The organism is Variovorax paradoxus (assembly GCF_040544635.1).
Taxonomy (GTDB): Bacteria; Pseudomonadota; Gammaproteobacteria; order Burkholderiales; family Burkholderiaceae_C; genus Variovorax; species Variovorax paradoxus_R.
The window spans coordinates 1-17,719 of sequence record NZ_JBEPKJ010000022.1 but is presented as its reverse complement, the minus strand read 5'-3'; the positions used below and the strand labels follow the sequence as shown (position 1 = coordinate 17,719).

The following is a 17,719-nucleotide window of genomic DNA, read 5'->3' as shown; positions in this document are numbered from 1 at the left end:
TGAACGCACCGCCCGCAATCGAGCAGGGTGGGCCAAACAGGAGACAAGTTCATGCCACATCGCGCCCTCACGGCGGCTGCTTCGCGCCGCCTCATCGGCATCGCCGCCATCACATTTCTTGCCGGTGCAACGCTCATGGCGCACCCGACGGCGTCCGCACAGGCCTATCCATCGCGCCCCATCAAGCTGATCGTTCCGTTTCCGGCTGGCGGCGGCACCGACCTGATTGCACGTGAAGTTGCCAACAAGGTGGCCGTCGCCAACGGATGGTCGATCATCATCGACAACAAGCCCGGCTCCGGCGGCAACCTGGGCGTGGATGCCGCAGCCAAGGCCCCCGCCGACGGCTACACACTGGTGCTGGGCCAGACCAGCAACCTGGCGATCAACCCCACGCTCTACGCCAAGCTGCCTTACAACCCCGAGAAGGACCTGACCCCCATCGTCGAGGTTGCAAGTGCGCCGCTCGTCCTTGTGGTGGCTGCGGACTCGCCGTACAAGACGCTCGCCGATGTGGTGGCCGCTGCCAAGGCCAAACCCGAGTCGCTGAACTACGCCAGTTCCGGCAGCGGCACGGTGGCGCATCTCGCGACCGAGATGTTCCAGAAGACGGCAGCCGTCAAGTTCACGCACGTTCCGTACAAGGGCGCGGCACAAGGTTCGACCGACCTGATCGGCGGCCAGATCCAGATGTACATGTCGTCGGTGCCGACACTGATCGGCTACGTCAAGAACGGAAAGATGCGCGCCCTTGCCGTGACCTCGCCCAAGCGCACCGCCGACCTGCCGTCGGTGCCCACCGTTGCGGAATCGGGCTTCAAGGGCTTTGAAGCCGTCACCTGGTTCGGCGTTGCGGGTCCGGCGGGCTTGCCGAAGGACGTGGTCGCCAAGCTGAACGGCGCGTTCAACAAGGCGCTGCAGGATCCGGAAGTGAGAAAGAAGCTCGCGAGCCAGGGTGCCGATGCGCTCGGTGGAACTCCCGAGCAGTTCGCCAAGCTGATCCACGATGACATCGGCCGCTGGGGAAAGATCGTCAAAGAGTCCGGCGCCAAGGTCGACTGACCCATTCATCGGCAAAGCGAGCGCGCAATGCAGACGGTGGACAAGGAGAAGGCGACCGCGCCTTTCTCCGAAGGGCAGGACCGCACGAAGGTCGAGGTGCCGGCAGGCGCCTGCGATTGCCACGTGCATGTGTACGACAGCCGCTTTGCGCCCGTGCCGGGCGCACGCCTCCTGCCGCCTGATGCGAGCGTCGACGACTACCGGCAACTGCAGCAGCGCACCGGGACCGACCGCGTGGTGTTCGTCACGCCATCGACCTACGGTACCGACAACCGGCCGATGCGCGAGGCGCTCGTTGCCTACGGCGAGGGCGCGAGAGGGGTCGCCGTGATCGACGAGCAGACAGGCGATGCCGAACTGGAAGCCTTGCATGCCGCAGGCGTACGTGGCATCCGGCTCAATCTCTCGCTGGGTGTCACGAACTCGGCGCAGCAGATGCGCGTGCTGGCCGCGCGTGTCGCGCCCTACGGATGGCATCTGCAATTGCTGGCCGCTCCGGACACACTCGCTGCCCTCGAGCCCCGCCTGCTGCAACTCCCGATTCCTGTGGTCTTCGACCACATGGGCCGCATCGCGCCATCGCTGGCGCACCGGCATGCAGCCCATCGATTGATTCTTCGCCTGATCGACTCACGGCGCGCCTGGGTCAAGTTGTCGGGCGGCTACATCGTGAGCGAAGAAGGCCCGCCGGCCTACGCCGATCTCGCGCCGTTGGCGCGGGGCTACCTGCTGGCCGCGCCTGAACGCGTGGTGTGGGGAAGCGACTGGCCCCATGCGTCTGCCACCGCGGGTCACCAGCCTCTTCCCGATGACGCGCAGCAGATGGACCTGCTCGCGCAATGGGTTGGCGATTCGGCCGCCCTGCGGCGCGTGCTGGTAGAGAACCCGGCCGCGCTTTACGGCTACCAGACTTGATTGTTGAAAAGGACAGCCATGAAAACGCTCGACCGGCGCACCGCCGTGACGATAGCCCTTTCGCTTCTTGGGCTTGCTGCCATACCCTCCGCGGCGCAGGAGCCCTGGCCTGCCGTGAAACCCATCACCTGGGTCGTGCCCTATCCCCCGGGCGGCACCACGGACATTCTGGGCCGCGCCATTGCGCTGCGGTTGGGCACCTCGCTCGGCGCCACGGTGATCGTCGACAACAAGGCCGGGGCGACCGGCGTGATCGGCTCTGCATTCGTTGCCAAGGCGGCACCCGACGGCTACACCCTGCTGGGCACATCGATCGGCCCGCAGGCCATCGTGCCGAGCCTTGTGCCGAAGATGCAGTACGACCCGGTCAAGGCATTCGAGCCAGTTGTGCTGATCGGCACGATTCCCCATGTCCTCATCGTCGGCGCGGCCCAACCCTTTCGCGCGGTGGCCGAACTCGCCGCCGAGGCGAAGGCCCATCCGGAAGCGGTTTCGTTCGCATCCGGAGGCAAAGGCACGATCCTCCAGATGCAAGGTGAACTGCTGCGCCTGCAAACCGGCACCCGAATGACCCACGTGCCCTACAAGGGCGATACCCCGGCGATCCAGGACGTGCTGGCCGGCCATGCGACCTTCATGTTCGCACCGGTGGCTGCGGCGCTGCCGCACATCCAGAGCGGACGGCTGCGCGCGCTGGCCGTGACCTCCGCAACCCGCCTGAAATCCATGCCCGAGGTGCCCACGATGGGCCAGGTCGGCTTCAAGGATTTCGTGGTGGAGCAGTGGCAGGCGGCCTACGCGCCGGCCGGCACGCCTTCGGCCGTCGTGCAGCGGCTGAACCAGGAGATCGTGCGCATCCTCAAGGACGCCGAGGTCGTCGCCATGGCGGACAAGCTCGGCGTCACGCTGGTGGGCAGCACACCACAGCAACTGGCAGACACCCAGAAAGCAGACCTTGCCAAGTGGGCCAAGGTCATCAAGGACGCCGACGTCAAGGCCGATTGACCACTTTCATCCTTCTCTTAAATCCGAAAGAACGCCATGCCTTCCAATCTTCCCGACATCATCCGCAACTTCGAACGCGTGCCCGCGCACATCGTGGCCCAGGCGGCCCACTTTCAACCGGCGATCCTGGCCGACGTGGCCGGGCGCCGCGGCGCGGTGGACGGCCGCATCAAGGCACTGCGTCCCCGCATGAAGCTCGCCGGCACGGCCATCACGGTGGAAGTGCGCCCCGGCGACAACCTCATGATCCACGCCGCCATCGCCATGGCAAAGCCCGGCGACGTGCTGGTCATCGATGGCAAGGGTGACCAGACCGCGGCGCTCATGGGCACGATCATGATGACCGCATGCAAGAAGCTCGGCATCGCCGGCGTCGTGATGGACGGCGCATGCCGTGACAGCGGCGAGATCGACGAGATGGACTTCCCCGTCTTCTGCGTCGGCACCAATCCGAACGGCCCGACCAAGAACATCGGCGGGCGCATCGGCCATCCGGTGTCGATCGGCGGCGTCACGGTGAACCCCGGAGACTTTGTCATCGGCGACGGTGACGGCGTGGTCGTGGTGGAGCGCGAGAAGATCGAGTCCCTGCTGCCGCTGGCCAAAAAGAAGGTCGAGGACGAGGCCGCGCGCATCGCTGCCATCAAGGACGGGAACACCACTGCCAAATGGCTCGATGCGGCGCTGCGCACCGCCGGCGTGCTGAAGGAAGGCGAGACGCTGTGACTGCCATCGTCGTGACTGGCGCCGACCTGGCGCCGCAAGCGCTCGCACTGCTCGAGGGGCATGAGGTCGTCTACGCGGGCAAGACACCAACCGAGGAAGACCTGGTTGCCCTGTGCCGCGCCCATGATCCGGTGGCCATCATCGTGCGCTACGGCAAAGTGGGCGCCGCCGTCATGGACGCCGCTCCCTCCCTCAAGGTGATCTCGAAGCACGGCAGCGGTACCGACACGATCGACAAGGCGGCGGCGAGCGAACGCGGCATCGAGGTTGTCGCGGCGGTTGGCGCCAACGCCGCAGCCGTCGCCGAGCAGGCCCTCGCCTTGCTGCTTGCCTGCGCCAAGTCGGTGGTGGCGCTGGACGCGCGCATGCACGCCGGCCACTGGGACAAGGCCATGCACAAGAGCCTCGAGCTCGGTGGCCGCACCATCGGCCTGGTCGGGCTGGGCGCGATCGGTCTGCGCTTTGCGCGCATGGCAGATGCACTCGGCATGCGCGTACTGGGGTTCGACCCGTTCGCCAAAAATCTGCCGGCCCATGTCGAAGCGGTGGACCTCGCCACGCTCTGGCGCGAATCCGACGCCATCTCGCTGCACTGCCCGCTGACGGAAGACAACCGGGGCCTGCTCAACGCACAGACGTTGGCGCAATGCAAACGCGGGGTGATCGTCGTCAACACGGCGCGCGGCGGCCTGATCGACGAGGATGCACTGCTCGCAGCCGTGCGCTCGGGCCAGGTCGCCATGGCCGGGCTCGACAGCTTCGCGGTCGAACCGATGGCTCCCGGCCACCCTTTCCAGGGCGAAAAGCGCATCGTGCTGAGCCCGCACATCGGCGGCGTGACCGGCGATGCCTATGTGAACATGGGCGTGGGTGCAGCGAAGAACTTGCTGCAAGTGCTGGCGCGCCAGGCCGCGACAAACTGAATCTGCGCGAGCCGCGCCATGCATAAAAGATCAAGGAGGCATTCATGAAGATCGGCGGCAACCTCCGCTGGCCCATCGCTGCCGCTGGCATGGCGGCGGCGATGGCGGCGCACGCGCAGGCGCCGGCCTGGCCCGCAAAACCCGTGCGCGTGCTTGTCGGCTTTTCCGCCGGCGGCCCCACGGACGTGGTCGCGCGCGCCTTTGCCGACCACGCCTCGCGCGCACTGGGCCAGCCCTTCGTCGTCGACAACAAGCCCGGCGCCAATACGATCCTGGCCGCGGAAGCTGCCGTTGCCGCGCCGGCCGATGGCTACACGCTGCTGCTCGGCGCGACGAACCACACGATGATTCCGGCGCTGTACAGCCAGCGGGTCAAGTTCGATGCCGTGCGCTCGTTCGCGCCGGTGTGTTCGCTGGCCGCAAGCCCGACGGTGCTGGTCGTCGGTCCGTCGATGCAGGTCAAGTCGTTGGACGCGTTCCTGCAAGCGGTGAAGGCGGAGCCGGGCAAGCGCACGTACGCCACACCGGGCTCCGGCAGTTCGGGCCACTTCGCGAGCGCGCAGTTCACGCGCTTGACGGCCACGTCGATGAACCACATTCCCTACAAGGGCGCGGCGCAGGCGATCACCGATCTCATGGGCGGGCAGGTCGACAGCTCCTTCGCGACGCTGGGCTCCGCGCTGCCGCAGATCCAGTCGGGCAAGCTCACCGCTCTGGCGGTGGCGGCACCCCAGCGCTCGGCCCTGCTGCCGAACGTGCCGACGTTCGAGGAGGCGGGCGTCAAGGGCTACGCGGCGGACGCGTGGTACGGGTTGCTGGCGCCTGCCGGCACGCCGCCCGCCGTGCTGGCCGCGCTGCGCCGCGTGGCCACCGAGTTCGCGCAGGCCCCCGCCACGCGAGAGAAGCTGCGCTCGCTCGGCATGGAGGCCCAGAACACCTGTGCGGAGGCCTTCGGCGCCCAGTTGGCGCGCGAGGTCAGGCTCTACGGAGAACTGGCGCGCGCGCTCGATCTGAAGACCGAATGAATGCGCACCGCCACCGCCTTTTGAACATCGCGAGGAACCCATGATTCACAACACCATCCGAAGCATGCTCGCCGCCTGCCTTCTTGCCGCCGCCGCGTCTGCGCAGGCCGCCTTTCCGGAGCGGCCCATCACGCTCGTGGTGCCGTATGCACCCGGCGGCTCCGCCGATGCGCTCGCGCGCGTGCTCGCGGTGCGCGTCGGCGCGAAGCTCGGCACCAGCGTGATCGTCGACAACAAGCCGGGCGCCAGCGGCACCATCGGTGCGAGCTTTGCCGCCAAGGCCGCACCCGACGGCTACACGGTGCTGTACGACGCAACGCCGTACTCGATCAACCCGCACCTTTTTCCGCGCATGCCATTCGCCGCCAACGCCTTGCAGCCGTTGGCACTGGTCTCGCTGGCACCCAACATCGTCATCGTGCGCGCGGAGTCGCCCGTCAAGACCATCAAGGACCTCGCGGACAGAGCCAAGTCCGAGCCCGGGAAGATCAACTTCGCATCGGGCGGCAGCGGCACCGTGCAGCGACTCGCAGCCGAACTGTTGCGCCAGCGGCTCGGTCTTGACATGGTGCACGTCGGCTACAAGAGCGGCGGCCCGGCCATCGTCGATACCATGGGCGGACAGGTCGACTTCATGTTCAGCACCATCGCCGCGTCATACCCGCTGGTGTCCAGCGGCAAGCTGCGCGCGCTGGCGGTGTCGTCGCCGCAGCGTTCGCCGCGCCTGCCCGATGTGCCGACCATTGCCGAAACCGTCGCGCCCGGCTACGAGGCGTTCGAATGGAATGGCCTGCTGCTGCCCGCCGGCACGCCCGCCGCTGTCGCCGAGACGCTCCACAAGGCCGTGGTCGAAGTTTTGAAGGAGGACGAGGTCAAGCGGCGCTTCGTCGACGTGGGCGTGCAGCCGGTGGGCTCGACGCCGGCCGAGTTCGCCGAGTTCCTGAAGAAGGAAGATGCCAAGTGGGCGGACGTGATCCGCAAGGGCAACATCAAGCTCGACTGAGGCCGTCGTCGATGACCGTCTTCAAACCGCTCTCGCAGCCGGTTCCTCATTCGGTGGGACTGAACCGGCCCGCGCTCGCACTTCCGCCGGACGCCTGCGACAGCCACATGCACATCTTCGATCCGCGATTCGCTGCATCGAAGCACTGGAAGCGCCGGCCGCCGCGAGCCGAAGTGGGCGACTACCGCCTGCTGCAACAGCGGCTTGGCACCACGCGCACAGTGGTCGTCAACCCTTCCACCTACGGCACCGACAACGCCTGCACGCTCGATGCATTGGCCCTGCTGGGCGAGCACGCGCGGGGCATCGCCGTCGTCGACCAGGATGTTTCGCACGAAGAGCTCGACCGGCTTGCCGCGCGCCGCATCTGCGGCCTGCGGGTGAACTTCGTCACGCCGCAATCCTGGGGCACGACCACTGCGCAGATGCTCATCACGCTCGCACGCAAGGTGGCTCGGCTGGGTTGGCACGTTCAGGTCTTCGTCCAGCCGGAGCAACTGGTCGAACTCGCACCCGTGCTCGCAGCGCTTCCGGTGCCATTGGTGATCGACCACATCGGCCGGATCGACCCGGCCGACGGCATCCGTGGCGAGGCCTACGCGGCGATGCGGCGACTGCTCGACGCCGGCGACACCTGGGTCAAGCTGTCTGGCGTGTACATGCGCTCGCGCGACGGCGCACCGGCCTATCGCGACTGCGCCGAAGTGGGCCGAGCGCTGGTCGAAGCGGCACCCGAGCGCCTGGTCTGGGGGAGCGACTGGCCTCACACCACGGAGAATCCGAACACCGTGAACGACGCCGACCTGGCCGATGTGCTCGCAGCCTGGTGCCCGAGCGTGGCGGTGCGCAACCGCATCCTGGTCGACAACCCGGCGAAGCTCTACGGCTTCGCGGCCGGTTGACTCGCCGAGCAGGCCGCCCCTTCCGAACCGTGGGCCCGGGCCCTCAAGGAGACTGACTTGTACCTACTGCACTCGCCCCAGGTGCTGGAACTCCAGACCTTCACCACCATGCCCGGGATCTTTCGGCGGCGAGAGCGGAGCACCTGGGCCGACGCCAACCGCGGCGGCCAAGCCACCGATTCCTTTCTCGAAGGCCCCGTGTTCGACGACGCCGGCAATCTCTACGTTTCGGACATTCCCTTCGGCCGGATCTTTCGCATAGACGCCGCGGGCGAATGGACGCAGGTTGCGGAGTACGACGGCGAGCCGAACGGCATGAAGTTCATCGACGCGCACACGCTTCTCGTCACCGACTACCAGAATGGACTGATGCGCGTGGACGTGCGCACCGGCCATGTCACGCCGCACCTGCAGCGGCGCAACACCGAGAGCTTCAAGGGCGTCAATGACCTCGTGCTCGACGCGCAGGGCAACATCTACTTCACCGACCAGGGCCAAAGCGGATTGCACGATCCGTCGGGCCGGCTCTATCGGCTGCGCCCGAATGGGCAGCTCGACCTGCTGCTGTCCAACGTGCCGAGTCCGAACGGCGTAGCGCTGTCCCCGGATGGCAGGCTGCTGTATCTCGCAGTGACGCGCGGCAACTGCATCTGGCGCGTTCCGTTGCTGCCCGACGGCAGCGTGGCCAAGGTGAGCCAGTTCTTCACGTCCTACGGCCCCAGCGGCCCCGATGGACTCGCGGTCGACACACAGGGGCGCCTGCTGGTCGCCAATCCTGGCCTCGGCTATGTGTGGGTGCTCAACCAGCGCGCGGAACCCGTGATGGTGCTGCGCGGCCCGGCCGGTGCGTCGACGACCAACATCGCATTTGGCGGGCCCGACAGAGCGACGCTCTTCGTGACCGACTCCACCCACGGCAACGTGCTGAAGCTGGTGCTGGATACACCTGGCGTCGCACTGCACCGCGGATCACTGCCCGGACAGCAAGCAGAAAATACCGATCGTTGAATTGAACTGACGTCCTGGCGACCAGGCCCAAGGTCAATGAGTCTGGGCCAATTTGCGAACGCCCCCTTCAGACGCACCCGGCGCATGACCCCTGCGACTGGACCACCGGGAGTCAGACCCAAGCCGCTCGCTGGCTGGCTATCGATGCGTCGCCCTGTCGCTACAGCGGCCTGCTCAGGAAGGCCCTGGCAGGGCCGTCGAGCACACGCGGTTGCGCCCACCCGCCTTGGCCGCATACAAAGCCTTGTCCGCGGCGCGGATCAGTTCTTTCGGCTGTGCCGCTCCGGGCACGGGCTTTTGTGCGTCCACGCCGGCGCTCAACGTCACGAAGCCGTCCTCGGTGCCGGCATGAACGATCTTCAGGTCGCGAACGGCGCTGCGGATGCGCTCCGCCAGGACGACGGCGCCCGCCACGTCGGTGTTCGGCAGCAGCACCGCCAGCTCCTCTCCGCCATAGCGCGCCGTCAGGTCACCCGGACGGTGGCCCGCGACCTTGGCGATGGTGCGGGCGATGGTCTGCAGGCACTCGTCCCCCGCCGCGTGGCCGTAGATGTCGTTGTACTGCTTGAAGCAATCCACATTCATCATGATCAGCGCCAGCGTGCTCGCATTGCGCATCGCGCGGCCGAACTCGTTGTCCAGCGCCACGTCGAACTGCCTGCGGTTCGCGAGCCCGGTCAGCCCGTCTTCCATGGCCAGCGTGTTGAGCGTCTTGTTGAGCGTCTCCAGCGCGTCGCGCGCTTGCCGCAGTTCGGCCTCGGTCCGTATCTGGAGCTGGAACTGGTGCACCAGGCGCCATCCGACAAAACCAACGGCGAGCGCGAGCAGCAAGACACCCGTCGAATGCCAAAGCGTTTCGCGCCACCATTCGGCCAGGATCTCGTCCTTGGACAAGGCCGCCGTCACGAACAGCGGATAGCTCTCCAGGCGCCGGAAGTTGTTCAACCGCGTCACGCCGTCCTGCGCTGACGTGAGATAGGCCATTCCGGCCGACCCTTGCGCGGTGTAGGCGCGAAAGAGTTCGGTTTCCCGCATGTCCCGTCCGACCATCTCGGGGCTGTAGGGCCGGCGGGTCATCATCGTGCCGTTGTCGAGTATCAGCGCCACGGCGCCGGCCTCGCCGATGTCCAGGCTGTCGTAGAACTTCATGAAGAAGTCGATGTCGATGGTTGCGAGCGCCACCCCCGCGAAGCGGCCGTCTGCATGGTTGATGCGCCGCGACACCGGCACCAGCAGCTCGCCGCTGGTGCGGCTCTTCACCGGGACGCCGATGTGCGGTCCGCGGTCCTCGTGCGTACGGTGGAAGATGAAGTATTCCCGGTTCGCATTGTTCAGGTTCTGCGGCGGTGTGCGGCGCGAGTTGGCGACCCAGTTGCCGTCCTGGTCGTAGACGTGCAGGCCGTCGAGCTGCGGAAATTCTTCGACTCGCGTGGCGAGCACCTCGCGAAGCCGCTCGACGGCCGCCGGGCTGGTGCCGTCGTGCTCGACGCGCTCCACGATGCCGAACAACGCCGAATCAGCCGCCTTGAGCGTGTCGTTCGCCTGCTGCGCCATGGCGCGCGCGAGGTTCGACGCCGCCACGTTCATCTGCCGCAGTTGTACCGTGCGCGAGTGCCAGCTGTTCCAGAAGTCAATCGCCAGGAGGGTGACGCAGACAACGACCACGAAGGCCGTCGTGCGAAAGGTCATCGAGGGGCGACGGAACATCAGGTGCGACGGTATCGACCAATAAAGCTCTTGTCGTACTTTGACACATATTCCCGTCGACCGCCTCCTTGATCGACTAGGCGTACTGCAGCGAACGTGAAGCCGTGGCGCCTACGAGCGAACGCGCGCCGCGGGCCATCCGAGCCGGCCGGAGATTTCCGCTGCCGCATCGCGAACGGCTTGCGCAGCGCTGGAGTTCCAGTTCGCCGAAAAACCGTCCTGATGTCCGAGCGCGGTGATGACGACGGCGGGGTTTCCTTCGTGATCCAGGGCGGGGGCACTGAAAGCGTTGACGCCGGGAATCGGCTTTCCCTCGGCGCGCGTGACGCCATGGTCACGCAGCTCCGCAACAGCCTCCCGGAGTTCCTTGGCCTTCGGCTTCAGGAGGGGCGCCTTCCGGTCTTCCGGGTCTCCGAGCGCCACCGCCATGGCCCTCTCGATGCGTTCGGCGGGCAGCACGGCGGCAAAGGCGCGGCCGGTGGCCGTGCCGAGTATCGACATCACGGTTCCCGCGCGCATGGAGACGTGCAGCGGTTCGCGCGCCTCGATCATCCGGATGATCGTCGGCCCGAAGTTGCCCCAAATGGCCACCGCGACCGCATGCCCGGTCGATGCCGCAAGCTGCTGGGCGATGGGCAACGCGACCCGCACAGGGTCCAGTTGGTGCAGGCATGTCAGTCCCAGCTGCAATGCGGCCGGGCCGAGTGCATAGCGGCCGGTTTCGGATTCCTGTTCGATCAATCCGAGCTTGCCGAAGCTCACCAGATACGGGTGCGCGCGTGAAGCGGGCAGCCCGGATCGACTCGAGAGATCTCTGAGCGTCAACGGGGTCTGGCTATCGGCCAAGGCCTGCAACAGGCGCCCGCCAACCTCGATCGCCTGGACGGCACGCTGCGCCTTGTCTTCCTTCCCTGCTCCTCTTTCGGGATCGTTGTCTCGCATATGGCCTTTCAAGTTTGCGTCTAGTTTGCCCAGGCGATTTGCCCCCGAGCGACGGTCGCCGAGTCGCGAACATAGGGAAAACACCAAATTCCCCATACGCAAATTAGTTTGCCATAAACAAATTCACATCGCATACTGCAAACGCGTTTGTTTTAGACAAATCACGATTCAAGGAATCCCGCATGAACACCCCCAAGAAATTCGCCTCGCAGGCCGACCTCGAAGAGAAGACGATCAGCTTCACAAAGCTCTCGGACCACGCCTGGGCCTACACCGCCGAAGGCGACCCGAACACCGGCATCGTCATTGGCGACGATTGCGTGCTGGTGGCCGACACCCAGGCCACGCCGGCCATGGCGCAAGACGTGGTCAGGCGCATTCGCGAGGTGACCGACAAGCCGATCAAGTACGTCGTCCTGACCCACTATCACGCGGTGCGCGTGCTCGGCGCGAGCGGCTTCAATCCGCAGCAGATCATTTCGAGCCAGGACACCCGTGACCTGATCGTCGAGCGCGGCGAGCAGGACAAGGCCAGCGAAATCGGCCGCTTCCCGCGCCTGTTCCAGAACGTGGAGACGGTGCCGCCGGGACTGACCTGGCCCACCATGACCTTCACCGGCAAGATGACGCTGTGGCTAGGCAAGCTCGAGGTGCAACTGCTGCAGCTCGGCCGTGGCCATACCAAGGGCGACACGGTGGTCTGGCTGCCGCAGGATCGCGTGCTGCTCAGCGGCGACCTGGTCGAGTTCGATGCCACGCCCTACGCGGGCGATGCCTATTTCAAGGATTGGCCACAGACACTCGAGAACATCGCGGCGCTGAAGCCTGCCGCGCTGGTTCCGGGCCGCGGTCCTGCCCTGTTGGGCGAGGAGCAGGTGGCAGCCGGCCTCAAGGCCACCGGCGGTTTCATTGCCGACGTGCGCGCCTGCGTCGAAGCCGGCGTGGCCGCCGGCAAGGACCTCCATGCGGTCTACCAGGACACCTTCACCACCCTCAAGCCCAAGTACGGCCACTGGGTCATCTTCGACCACTGCATGCCGTTCGACGTGACGCGCTGCTACGACGAAGCCACCCAGTACCCGGACCCGCGCATCTGGACGGCCGAACGCGACATCGAGATGTGGAAGACGCTGGAGGGCTGAACCGCCCCGCGCCGCAGGAGACAAGACCATGCAACTGAATGAACTTGCGTTCCGCAAGGGGGAAGCCGTCGACTACCAGAAGCTGGTGTTCGACTACGCCCGCCATCCCGACCAGGACGCCCCGACGCCGGCGCGCCGCCCGGTGGTCGTCGTCGGCGCAGGCCCCGTGGGGTTGGCGCTGGCCATCGATCTGGCGCAGCGCGAGATTCCGGTGGTCCTTCTGGACAACGACAACACGCTGTCCACCGGCTCCCGCGCCATCTGCTTTGCGAAGCGCACGCTCGAGATTTTCGATCGGCTCGGATGCGGCGACCGCATGGTCGACAAGGGCGTGTCGTGGAACGTCGGCCGCGTGTTCTTCAAGAACGAGGAGATCTACAGCTTCGACCTGCTGCCGGAAACGGGACATGCGCGCCCCGCCTTCATCAACCTGCAGCAGTACTACGTGGAAGGCTTCCTGGCCGAGCGCGCGTCCGGGTTGCCGCTGATCGACCTGCGCTGGAAGAACAAGGTCGCGGGCGTCGTGCAGCACGCGGACCATGTCGAGTTGACGATCGAGACCCCCGATGGTCCGTACCGGCTCGAGGCCGGCCATGTGGCGGCCTGCGATGGGAGCCGCTCGAGCATGCGCGCGCTGCTGGGGCTGGAAAGCAAGGGGCGCCAGTTCAAGGACCGCTTCCTCATTGCCGACGTGAAGATGAAGCTCGACCGGCCGGCCGAACGCTGGTTCTGGTTCGATCCCGAGTTTCACCGCAACCAGAGCGTGCTGCTGCACATGCAGCCCGACAACGTCTGGCGCATCGACTTCCAGATCGGCTGGGACGCCGACCCCGAAGAAGAAAAGAAGCCCGAGAAGATCATTCCCCGCGTCAAGGCGCTGCTGGGCGAAGACGCGCAGTTCGATCTCGAATGGGCGAGCGTCTACACCTTCTCGTGCCTGCGGATGGATCGGTTCCGGCAGGGCCGCGTGTTCTTCGCCGGGGATTCGGCGCACGGCGTCTCCCCCTTCGGCGCCCGCGGTGCCAACTCGGGCGTGCAGGACGCGGAGAACCTGGCGTGGAAGCTTGCCGCGGTCTTGCAGCACCAGGCCCCCGACGCGCTGCTCGACAGCTACGGTCACGAGCGCGAATACGCCGCCGACGAAAACATCCTCAATTCGACGCGCGCCACGGACTTCATCACGCCCAAGAGCGAGATCAGCAGGCTGTTCCGGGACGCGGTGCTGGAGCTTGCGAAGTCTCACGCCTTTGCGCGCACCCTGGTCAACAGCGGCCGGCTGTCCTTGCCGGCCACGCTGCGCACGTCGGCCTTGAACACGCCGGACACCGACGCCTTCGAAGGGGGCATGGTGCCGGGTGCCGTGGCGGCGGACGCGCCGGTGATCCGCGCCGACGGAAAGGCAGGCTGGCTGCTGCAGGAAGCAGGCAGCGGCGCATTCACAGCCGTGGTGTTCGGCGACGGCGAGACGGTGGACCGCGCGGCACGCGCCGTGGCCGAAGCTGGCGCCGCCGGCGTGCCCGTCGCGACGGTACGCATCCCGATCGATGAAGCCCACGCGCTGGCAGCCCGACGCTACGACGCGCGAGCCGGCACGGTCTACCTGCTGCGCCCCGACCAGCACGTGTGCGCACGTTGGCGCCAGGCCGACGCCGGCATCGTGCGTGCCGCGCTGCATCGCGCGCTCTGCAACGCCTGAAGGATCCCTGCCATGCCGCAAGCCACCGCCGCGCGCCTGACGACCGCACCGAACATCGATGTGCCGGACGATTTCTACGAGGCACTGATCGACGCGCACCAGGGCCTCTCCACCGACGAAAGCCACGCCTTCAATGCACGGCTGGTGCTCGTCCTGGCCAATCACATCGGATCACTGCCCGTGCTGCGCGAGGCATTCGCCGCCGCAACACACGGCTGAAATTACCCCTCACAACCAACGGAGACAAACCCATGATTCGCCTTTTCCTGACCGGCCTGGCACTGGCCGCAACCACCCACCTCGCCGTCGCGCAGGACAGCAAACCCATCGAATGGGTCGTTGGCTATGCCGCAGGCGGCGGCTCCGACTCCGTCGCACGTGCCACGGCCGAGGCGATGTCGAAGAGCCTGGCCCGGCCCGTCGTCATCAACAACAAACCTGGCGCGGCGACCAACATCGCTGCGGACTATGTTGCCCGCTCGAAGGACTACGGCAATGTCATGCTGACGGCCGACTTCGCCACGCTCGCAGCCAACCCCTTCCTGTTTTCCAAGCTCAGCTACAGCGCCGAGAAAGACCTTGCGCCGGTCGGCATGCTGGCGCGCTTTCCGCTCGTTCTGGTGGTCGGCCCCCAGGTGCCGGCGAAGAACTTCAAGGAGTTCATCGCGTGGGCCAAGGCGCAACCCGGCGGCGTGAACTACGCTTCGGCCGGTGCCGGAAGCCCGCACCATCTGGCGACCGAGTTGCTGCGCGAGAAAACCGGCATCGCGATGGCGCACGTCGCGTATCGCGGCGCAGCGCCCGCAATGCAGGACATCCTCGGCGGCCAGGTGCCCTTCATGATGGTCGACACTGCCAGCGGCAATCAGTTCGTGCTGGCCGGCAAGGTCAAGGCCATCGGCGTCGCGAGCGCAAAGCGCATTGCAACGCTGCCCGACGTGCCGACGCTGGCCGAGCAAGGGCTGACCGATTTCGAGGCATATGCGTGGCAGGGACTCGCAGTGCCAAGCGCCACCCCTCCCGAAACTGTGGCGAAACTCAACAAGGCTTTGGTCGACGCACTGAATTCGACCGCGGTGAAAGCACGCTTTCTCGCACTGGGCGTGGAGGGATTGCCCGGCACACCGGAAGACATGGCCAAGTATGTCAAGGACGAGCGCGAACGTTGGGGCCGCCTCATCAAGGCGAACAACATCAAGGTCGATTGACCTTTTGCCGTTCCGGAACGCCCTCGCCTCACACGCCTGCAAGTGTGAAGTATTTCTCGGAAATGGTTTTAATTCATAAGCAAGTAGTTGCGACCGGGTTGCACTTGCAGCTAGATTCCGTCGACCAAAAATGGCCGGCATTTTTGGAAGAGCAAGCGCCGGCACCCGGAGAATCGAATGCCCCTCTTGTTCTTGATGAGGCTGCTGCATGCGCGGCTTCCGGTTCATGTTTCTGACCCGCAGGACATCCGGCATGTCTCGGTGCTCCTGGCGACGGGTTTGATCGAAGCCGAGATCCAGGCGCTCGAGTCAACCGTTCGATACGCAACCTCGCGTGTCGCCACGGTGGGTCGTATCACGGAGGCTGGCCTTGCCGAACTTTCGAAGATGAGAGATGCCCGATTTCGTGAGGGAGGAACCGGCTAGCGTCAGTCATCGAGATCGTCGGCTTTGCGCCATGCCAGTGCTAATGACCCGGCGGACGCGCAGCTGCCTAGGGGAATGCCCCGATTGCTGCTTCAGAAGCCTCAAATTCCGTTTGAATTCGAGAACTATTTACCTTTTTTGTTTACATAGGATAACTAACACTTCGGTTTTACACGCTCGCTACACTTGAAGTCGGCGAAGAGGGTCTCAGAAGAAGCACTCGATGAAATACCGCTACCTCGCGCAGCGACCTGCAAAGCCACACGAGCGCCCAATCACCCGTACCGCATCCAACGCGGGCGCGGGTGCAGCCGGCGGCCTTTACGGGCACGGCGTTCCCTTCGCAATACTGGCCATTGCGGCCGGCTTTGCGCCGAACGCCGCCCTGGCGGCCTGCACCACTGTTTCGGGCGCGCGAGTCCAGGCCACTCTGTCATCGACCTGCTCTGCCGCGGGTATCTTCAACGGCTTTGGTGCGACCAATAACACTGGTGCGCTGGCTGCGCTGACGGGCGGCGTGATCGACGCGGCTGCCGCCGTGACGCTGCCGCTGTCCCGAAACAACGCAGCAGGCGCGTATGCCTCCGACGCAGGTTCGCGAATCGACCTGCAGGACGGCGCCACCATCACCAGGGATGGCACGGCCGGTTCAGGCAACATGGGCCTGCGTGCCCGCCTCGGTGGCGTCATCACCGTCAACGGAACGCTGTCGGTCAACTTGCCCAACGGGTCGACCAATCATGGCGTGTTGACGGAAGACAGCGGCACCCTCATCACCCTGAACGGCCCGGTCGACATCACGATGCGCAGCGGCAGCGCCTTTGCCCCGGGGATCCGCGCCCGCTTCGGCTCGGCCGTGGTGGCCAATGGCACCGTGACCATCAACACCGCGGGTGCCAACAGGTCGGATGCAGTCGCGGCGGCCGATTCGGCCACGATCACACTGAATGGTGCGCTGGATCTCACGACCAGTGGCGAGCAGGCCTCCGCCGTGAAAGTCACCTCGGCGGGCCGCATCACCTACAACGGCTCGGCCACTTTCAACATCAGCAGCGTCAACGGATCCGGAATCCGGGCGGTCACGGGCGGCATAGCGACTGCCAATGCGTCTTCGAACACGTCGATCAACGTCACCGGCGTCAACGGCCAAGGGATCTCTTCGCGGGACCCCGGCTCCCAGGTGAACCTGGCGGGCAGCACGCTCATCAGCGTGAGCGGCGCCACACAAGCCGACTTTCCCAGCGGCAATCTGGAGTCCTACGCCGCCGGCCTGCTGGCCGATCTGGGCGGCGCCATCGCGTCGACAGGCGCGCTTCGCATCAGCACCACCGACGCGACGAGCTATGGCGCTCTGCTGGCCGGCAGCAACTCCACCATCGCGGCCACGGGCGGCGGCACGGTCAACGCAGCAGGCGTTGCCATCGGTTTTCTGGCCGGCGCAGATCAACAGGCCAGCTTCGACGGCTTTGCCATCGGCAATACCTCGGGCGATCTGATCCAGGTCAACGCCGCGACCGGCAGCTCTTCGCTTGCGCTGACCAACAGCACGGCATCGGCCGTCTCGGGTAGCAAACTGCTGAACGTGACGAACGGCAGTACGTTTGCGCTGACCGCCAACCGCAGCACACTGAGCGGAGACATCGCGGCGGAAGCCGGCAGCGCCGTGAGCATGAGTCTGCGGAACGGCTCGAGCCTGACCGGTGCCATCGATCCGGTGACCTTGGCCATCGACGGCACCAGCCGGTGGACGATGACCGGTAATTCCGATTTGAGCGGCCTGACCCTTGCCGGGCGCATCGACTTCCAGGCACCCGGCACGGCCTTTGTTCCCAAGACCTTGACCGTCAGCGGCAACTGGATCGGCCAGGGCGGAACGGTGCGGCTCAATACCTCGCTTGGAGATTCGGGCTCGCAAACCGACCGCGTCGTCATCGATGGCGGCACGGTCACCGGCAGCACCAACCTGCAGATCAACAATGTCGGAGGCCTGGGCGCCCTGACTGCCGGCAACGGCATCGAGGTGGTGAGC

Annotated in this window: 15 protein-coding genes and 1 pseudogene; 14 read left to right on the top strand and 2 right to left on the bottom strand. The window is 65.9% G+C overall.

Annotated elements, in window-relative coordinates:
- Positions 1 to 51 precede the first annotated feature (51 nt).
- From ABIC94_RS26855 to ABIC94_RS26815, 9 genes are read left to right on the top strand one after another with little or no spacing between them, the layout of a single operon-like run.
- Positions 52 to 1,062 (top strand): Bug family tripartite tricarboxylate transporter substrate binding protein, encoded by a 1,011-nt coding sequence (locus ABIC94_RS26855; RefSeq protein WP_354376087.1) that lies wholly within the window; start codon positions 52 to 54, stop codon positions 1,060 to 1,062.
- A 27-nt stretch (positions 1,063 to 1,089) separates the two neighbouring features.
- The gene (locus tag ABIC94_RS26850) at positions 1,090 to 1,977 is read left to right on the top strand and encodes an amidohydrolase family protein (RefSeq protein WP_354376086.1); all 888 of its coding nucleotides are present in this window, start codon (positions 1,090 to 1,092) and stop codon (positions 1,975 to 1,977) included.
- Positions 1,978 to 1,995: 18 nt separating this feature from the next.
- Entirely contained in the window at positions 1,996 to 2,982 is a 987-nt protein-coding gene (locus tag ABIC94_RS26845; protein WP_354376085.1) for a Bug family tripartite tricarboxylate transporter substrate binding protein, read from the top strand.
- A gap of 36 nt (positions 2,983 to 3,018) precedes the next feature.
- The gene (locus tag ABIC94_RS26840; protein WP_354376084.1) at positions 3,019 to 3,708 is read left to right on the top strand and encodes an RraA family protein; all 690 of its coding nucleotides are present in this window, start codon (positions 3,019 to 3,021) and stop codon (positions 3,706 to 3,708) included.
- Positions 3,705 to 4,631 (top strand): NAD(P)-dependent oxidoreductase, encoded by a 927-nt coding sequence (locus tag ABIC94_RS26835; protein WP_354376083.1) that lies wholly within the window; start codon positions 3,705 to 3,707, stop codon positions 4,629 to 4,631. The genes ABIC94_RS26840 and ABIC94_RS26835 overlap by 4 nt, the downstream gene beginning before the upstream one ends.
- A gap of 44 nt (positions 4,632 to 4,675) precedes the next feature.
- Entirely contained in the window at positions 4,676 to 5,656 is a 981-nt protein-coding gene (locus ABIC94_RS26830) for a tripartite tricarboxylate transporter substrate binding protein (RefSeq protein WP_436318112.1), read from the top strand.
- A 40-nt stretch (positions 5,657 to 5,696) separates the two neighbouring features.
- Positions 5,697 to 6,659 carry a Bug family tripartite tricarboxylate transporter substrate binding protein gene (locus ABIC94_RS26825; RefSeq protein WP_436318111.1) on the top strand — a complete coding sequence of 321 codons (963 nt, stop codon included), beginning with the start codon at positions 5,697 to 5,699 and terminating at the stop codon, positions 6,657 to 6,659.
- A gap of 11 nt (positions 6,660 to 6,670) precedes the next feature.
- The gene (locus tag ABIC94_RS26820) at positions 6,671 to 7,561 is read left to right on the top strand and encodes an amidohydrolase family protein (RefSeq protein WP_354376081.1); all 891 of its coding nucleotides are present in this window, start codon (positions 6,671 to 6,673) and stop codon (positions 7,559 to 7,561) included.
- 57 nt (positions 7,562 to 7,618) lie between these two features.
- Positions 7,619 to 8,569: an SMP-30/gluconolactonase/LRE family protein gene (locus ABIC94_RS26815; RefSeq protein ID WP_354376080.1), complete on the top strand. Its 951-nt coding sequence runs from the start codon at positions 7,619 to 7,621 to the stop codon at positions 8,567 to 8,569.
- Positions 8,570 to 8,743: 174 nt separating this feature from the next.
- Here ABIC94_RS26815 and ABIC94_RS26810 read toward each other — a convergent pair whose 3' ends face one another.
- A complete protein-coding gene (locus ABIC94_RS26810) occupies positions 8,744 to 10,276 on the bottom strand; it encodes a sensor domain-containing diguanylate cyclase (protein WP_436318110.1) in 1,533 nt (510 codons plus the stop codon).
- A 111-nt stretch (positions 10,277 to 10,387) separates the two neighbouring features.
- Positions 10,388 to 11,218: an IclR family transcriptional regulator gene (locus ABIC94_RS26805; protein WP_354376078.1), complete on the bottom strand. Its 831-nt coding sequence runs from the start codon at positions 11,216 to 11,218 to the stop codon at positions 10,388 to 10,390.
- 182 nt (positions 11,219 to 11,400) lie between these two features.
- Between ABIC94_RS26805 and ABIC94_RS26800 the strand changes: the two genes are divergently transcribed.
- The 5 genes and pseudogenes from ABIC94_RS26800 to ABIC94_RS26780 form a co-directional block, all read left to right on the top strand.
- The gene (locus tag ABIC94_RS26800) at positions 11,401 to 12,360 is read left to right on the top strand and encodes an MBL fold metallo-hydrolase (RefSeq protein ID WP_354376077.1); all 960 of its coding nucleotides are present in this window, start codon (positions 11,401 to 11,403) and stop codon (positions 12,358 to 12,360) included.
- Between the two features lie 28 nt (positions 12,361 to 12,388).
- Entirely contained in the window at positions 12,389 to 14,056 is a 1,668-nt protein-coding gene (locus ABIC94_RS26795; RefSeq protein WP_354376076.1) for an FAD-dependent oxidoreductase, read from the top strand.
- 12 nt (positions 14,057 to 14,068) lie between these two features.
- Positions 14,069 to 14,275 (top strand): DUF2783 domain-containing protein, encoded by a 207-nt coding sequence (locus ABIC94_RS26790; RefSeq protein WP_354376075.1) that lies wholly within the window; start codon positions 14,069 to 14,071, stop codon positions 14,273 to 14,275.
- A gap of 32 nt (positions 14,276 to 14,307) precedes the next feature.
- Positions 14,308 to 15,264, top strand: coding sequence for a Bug family tripartite tricarboxylate transporter substrate binding protein (locus tag ABIC94_RS26785; RefSeq protein WP_354376074.1), 957 nt, complete (start codon positions 14,308 to 14,310; stop codon positions 15,262 to 15,264).
- Positions 15,265 to 15,913: 649 nt separating this feature from the next.
- A pseudogene (locus tag ABIC94_RS26780) lies at positions 15,914 to 17,719 on the top strand (hypothetical protein); the annotation flags it as partial.

Bases quoted from the DNA above. Each gene is read 5' to 3' on its own strand.
- ABIC94_RS26810 (WP_436318110.1), bottom strand. From the start codon at position 10,276: ATGTTCCGTCGCCCCTCGATGACCTTTCGCACGACGGCCTTCGTGGTC.
- ABIC94_RS26850 (WP_354376086.1), top strand. From the start codon at position 1,090: ATGCAGACGGTGGACAAGGAGAAGGCGACCGCGCCTTTCTCCGAAGGG.
- ABIC94_RS26855 (WP_354376087.1), top strand. From the start codon at position 52: ATGCCACATCGCGCCCTCACGGCGGCTGCTTCGCGCCGCCTCATCGGC.
- ABIC94_RS26790 (WP_354376075.1), top strand. From the start codon at position 14,069: ATGCCGCAAGCCACCGCCGCGCGCCTGACGACCGCACCGAACATCGAT.
- ABIC94_RS26795 (WP_354376076.1), top strand. From the start codon at position 12,389: ATGCAACTGAATGAACTTGCGTTCCGCAAGGGGGAAGCCGTCGACTAC.
- ABIC94_RS26840 (WP_354376084.1), top strand. From the start codon at position 3,019: ATGCCTTCCAATCTTCCCGACATCATCCGCAACTTCGAACGCGTGCCC.
- ABIC94_RS26825 (WP_436318111.1), top strand. From the start codon at position 5,697: ATGATTCACAACACCATCCGAAGCATGCTCGCCGCCTGCCTTCTTGCC.
- ABIC94_RS26845 (WP_354376085.1), top strand. From the start codon at position 1,996: ATGAAAACGCTCGACCGGCGCACCGCCGTGACGATAGCCCTTTCGCTT.
- ABIC94_RS26830 (WP_436318112.1), top strand. From the start codon at position 4,676: ATGAAGATCGGCGGCAACCTCCGCTGGCCCATCGCTGCCGCTGGCATG.
- ABIC94_RS26785 (WP_354376074.1), top strand. From the start codon at position 14,308: ATGATTCGCCTTTTCCTGACCGGCCTGGCACTGGCCGCAACCACCCAC.
- ABIC94_RS26820 (WP_354376081.1), top strand. From the start codon at position 6,671: ATGACCGTCTTCAAACCGCTCTCGCAGCCGGTTCCTCATTCGGTGGGA.
- ABIC94_RS26805 (WP_354376078.1), bottom strand. From the start codon at position 11,218: ATGCGAGACAACGATCCCGAAAGAGGAGCAGGGAAGGAAGACAAGGCG.
- ABIC94_RS26800 (WP_354376077.1), top strand. From the start codon at position 11,401: ATGAACACCCCCAAGAAATTCGCCTCGCAGGCCGACCTCGAAGAGAAG.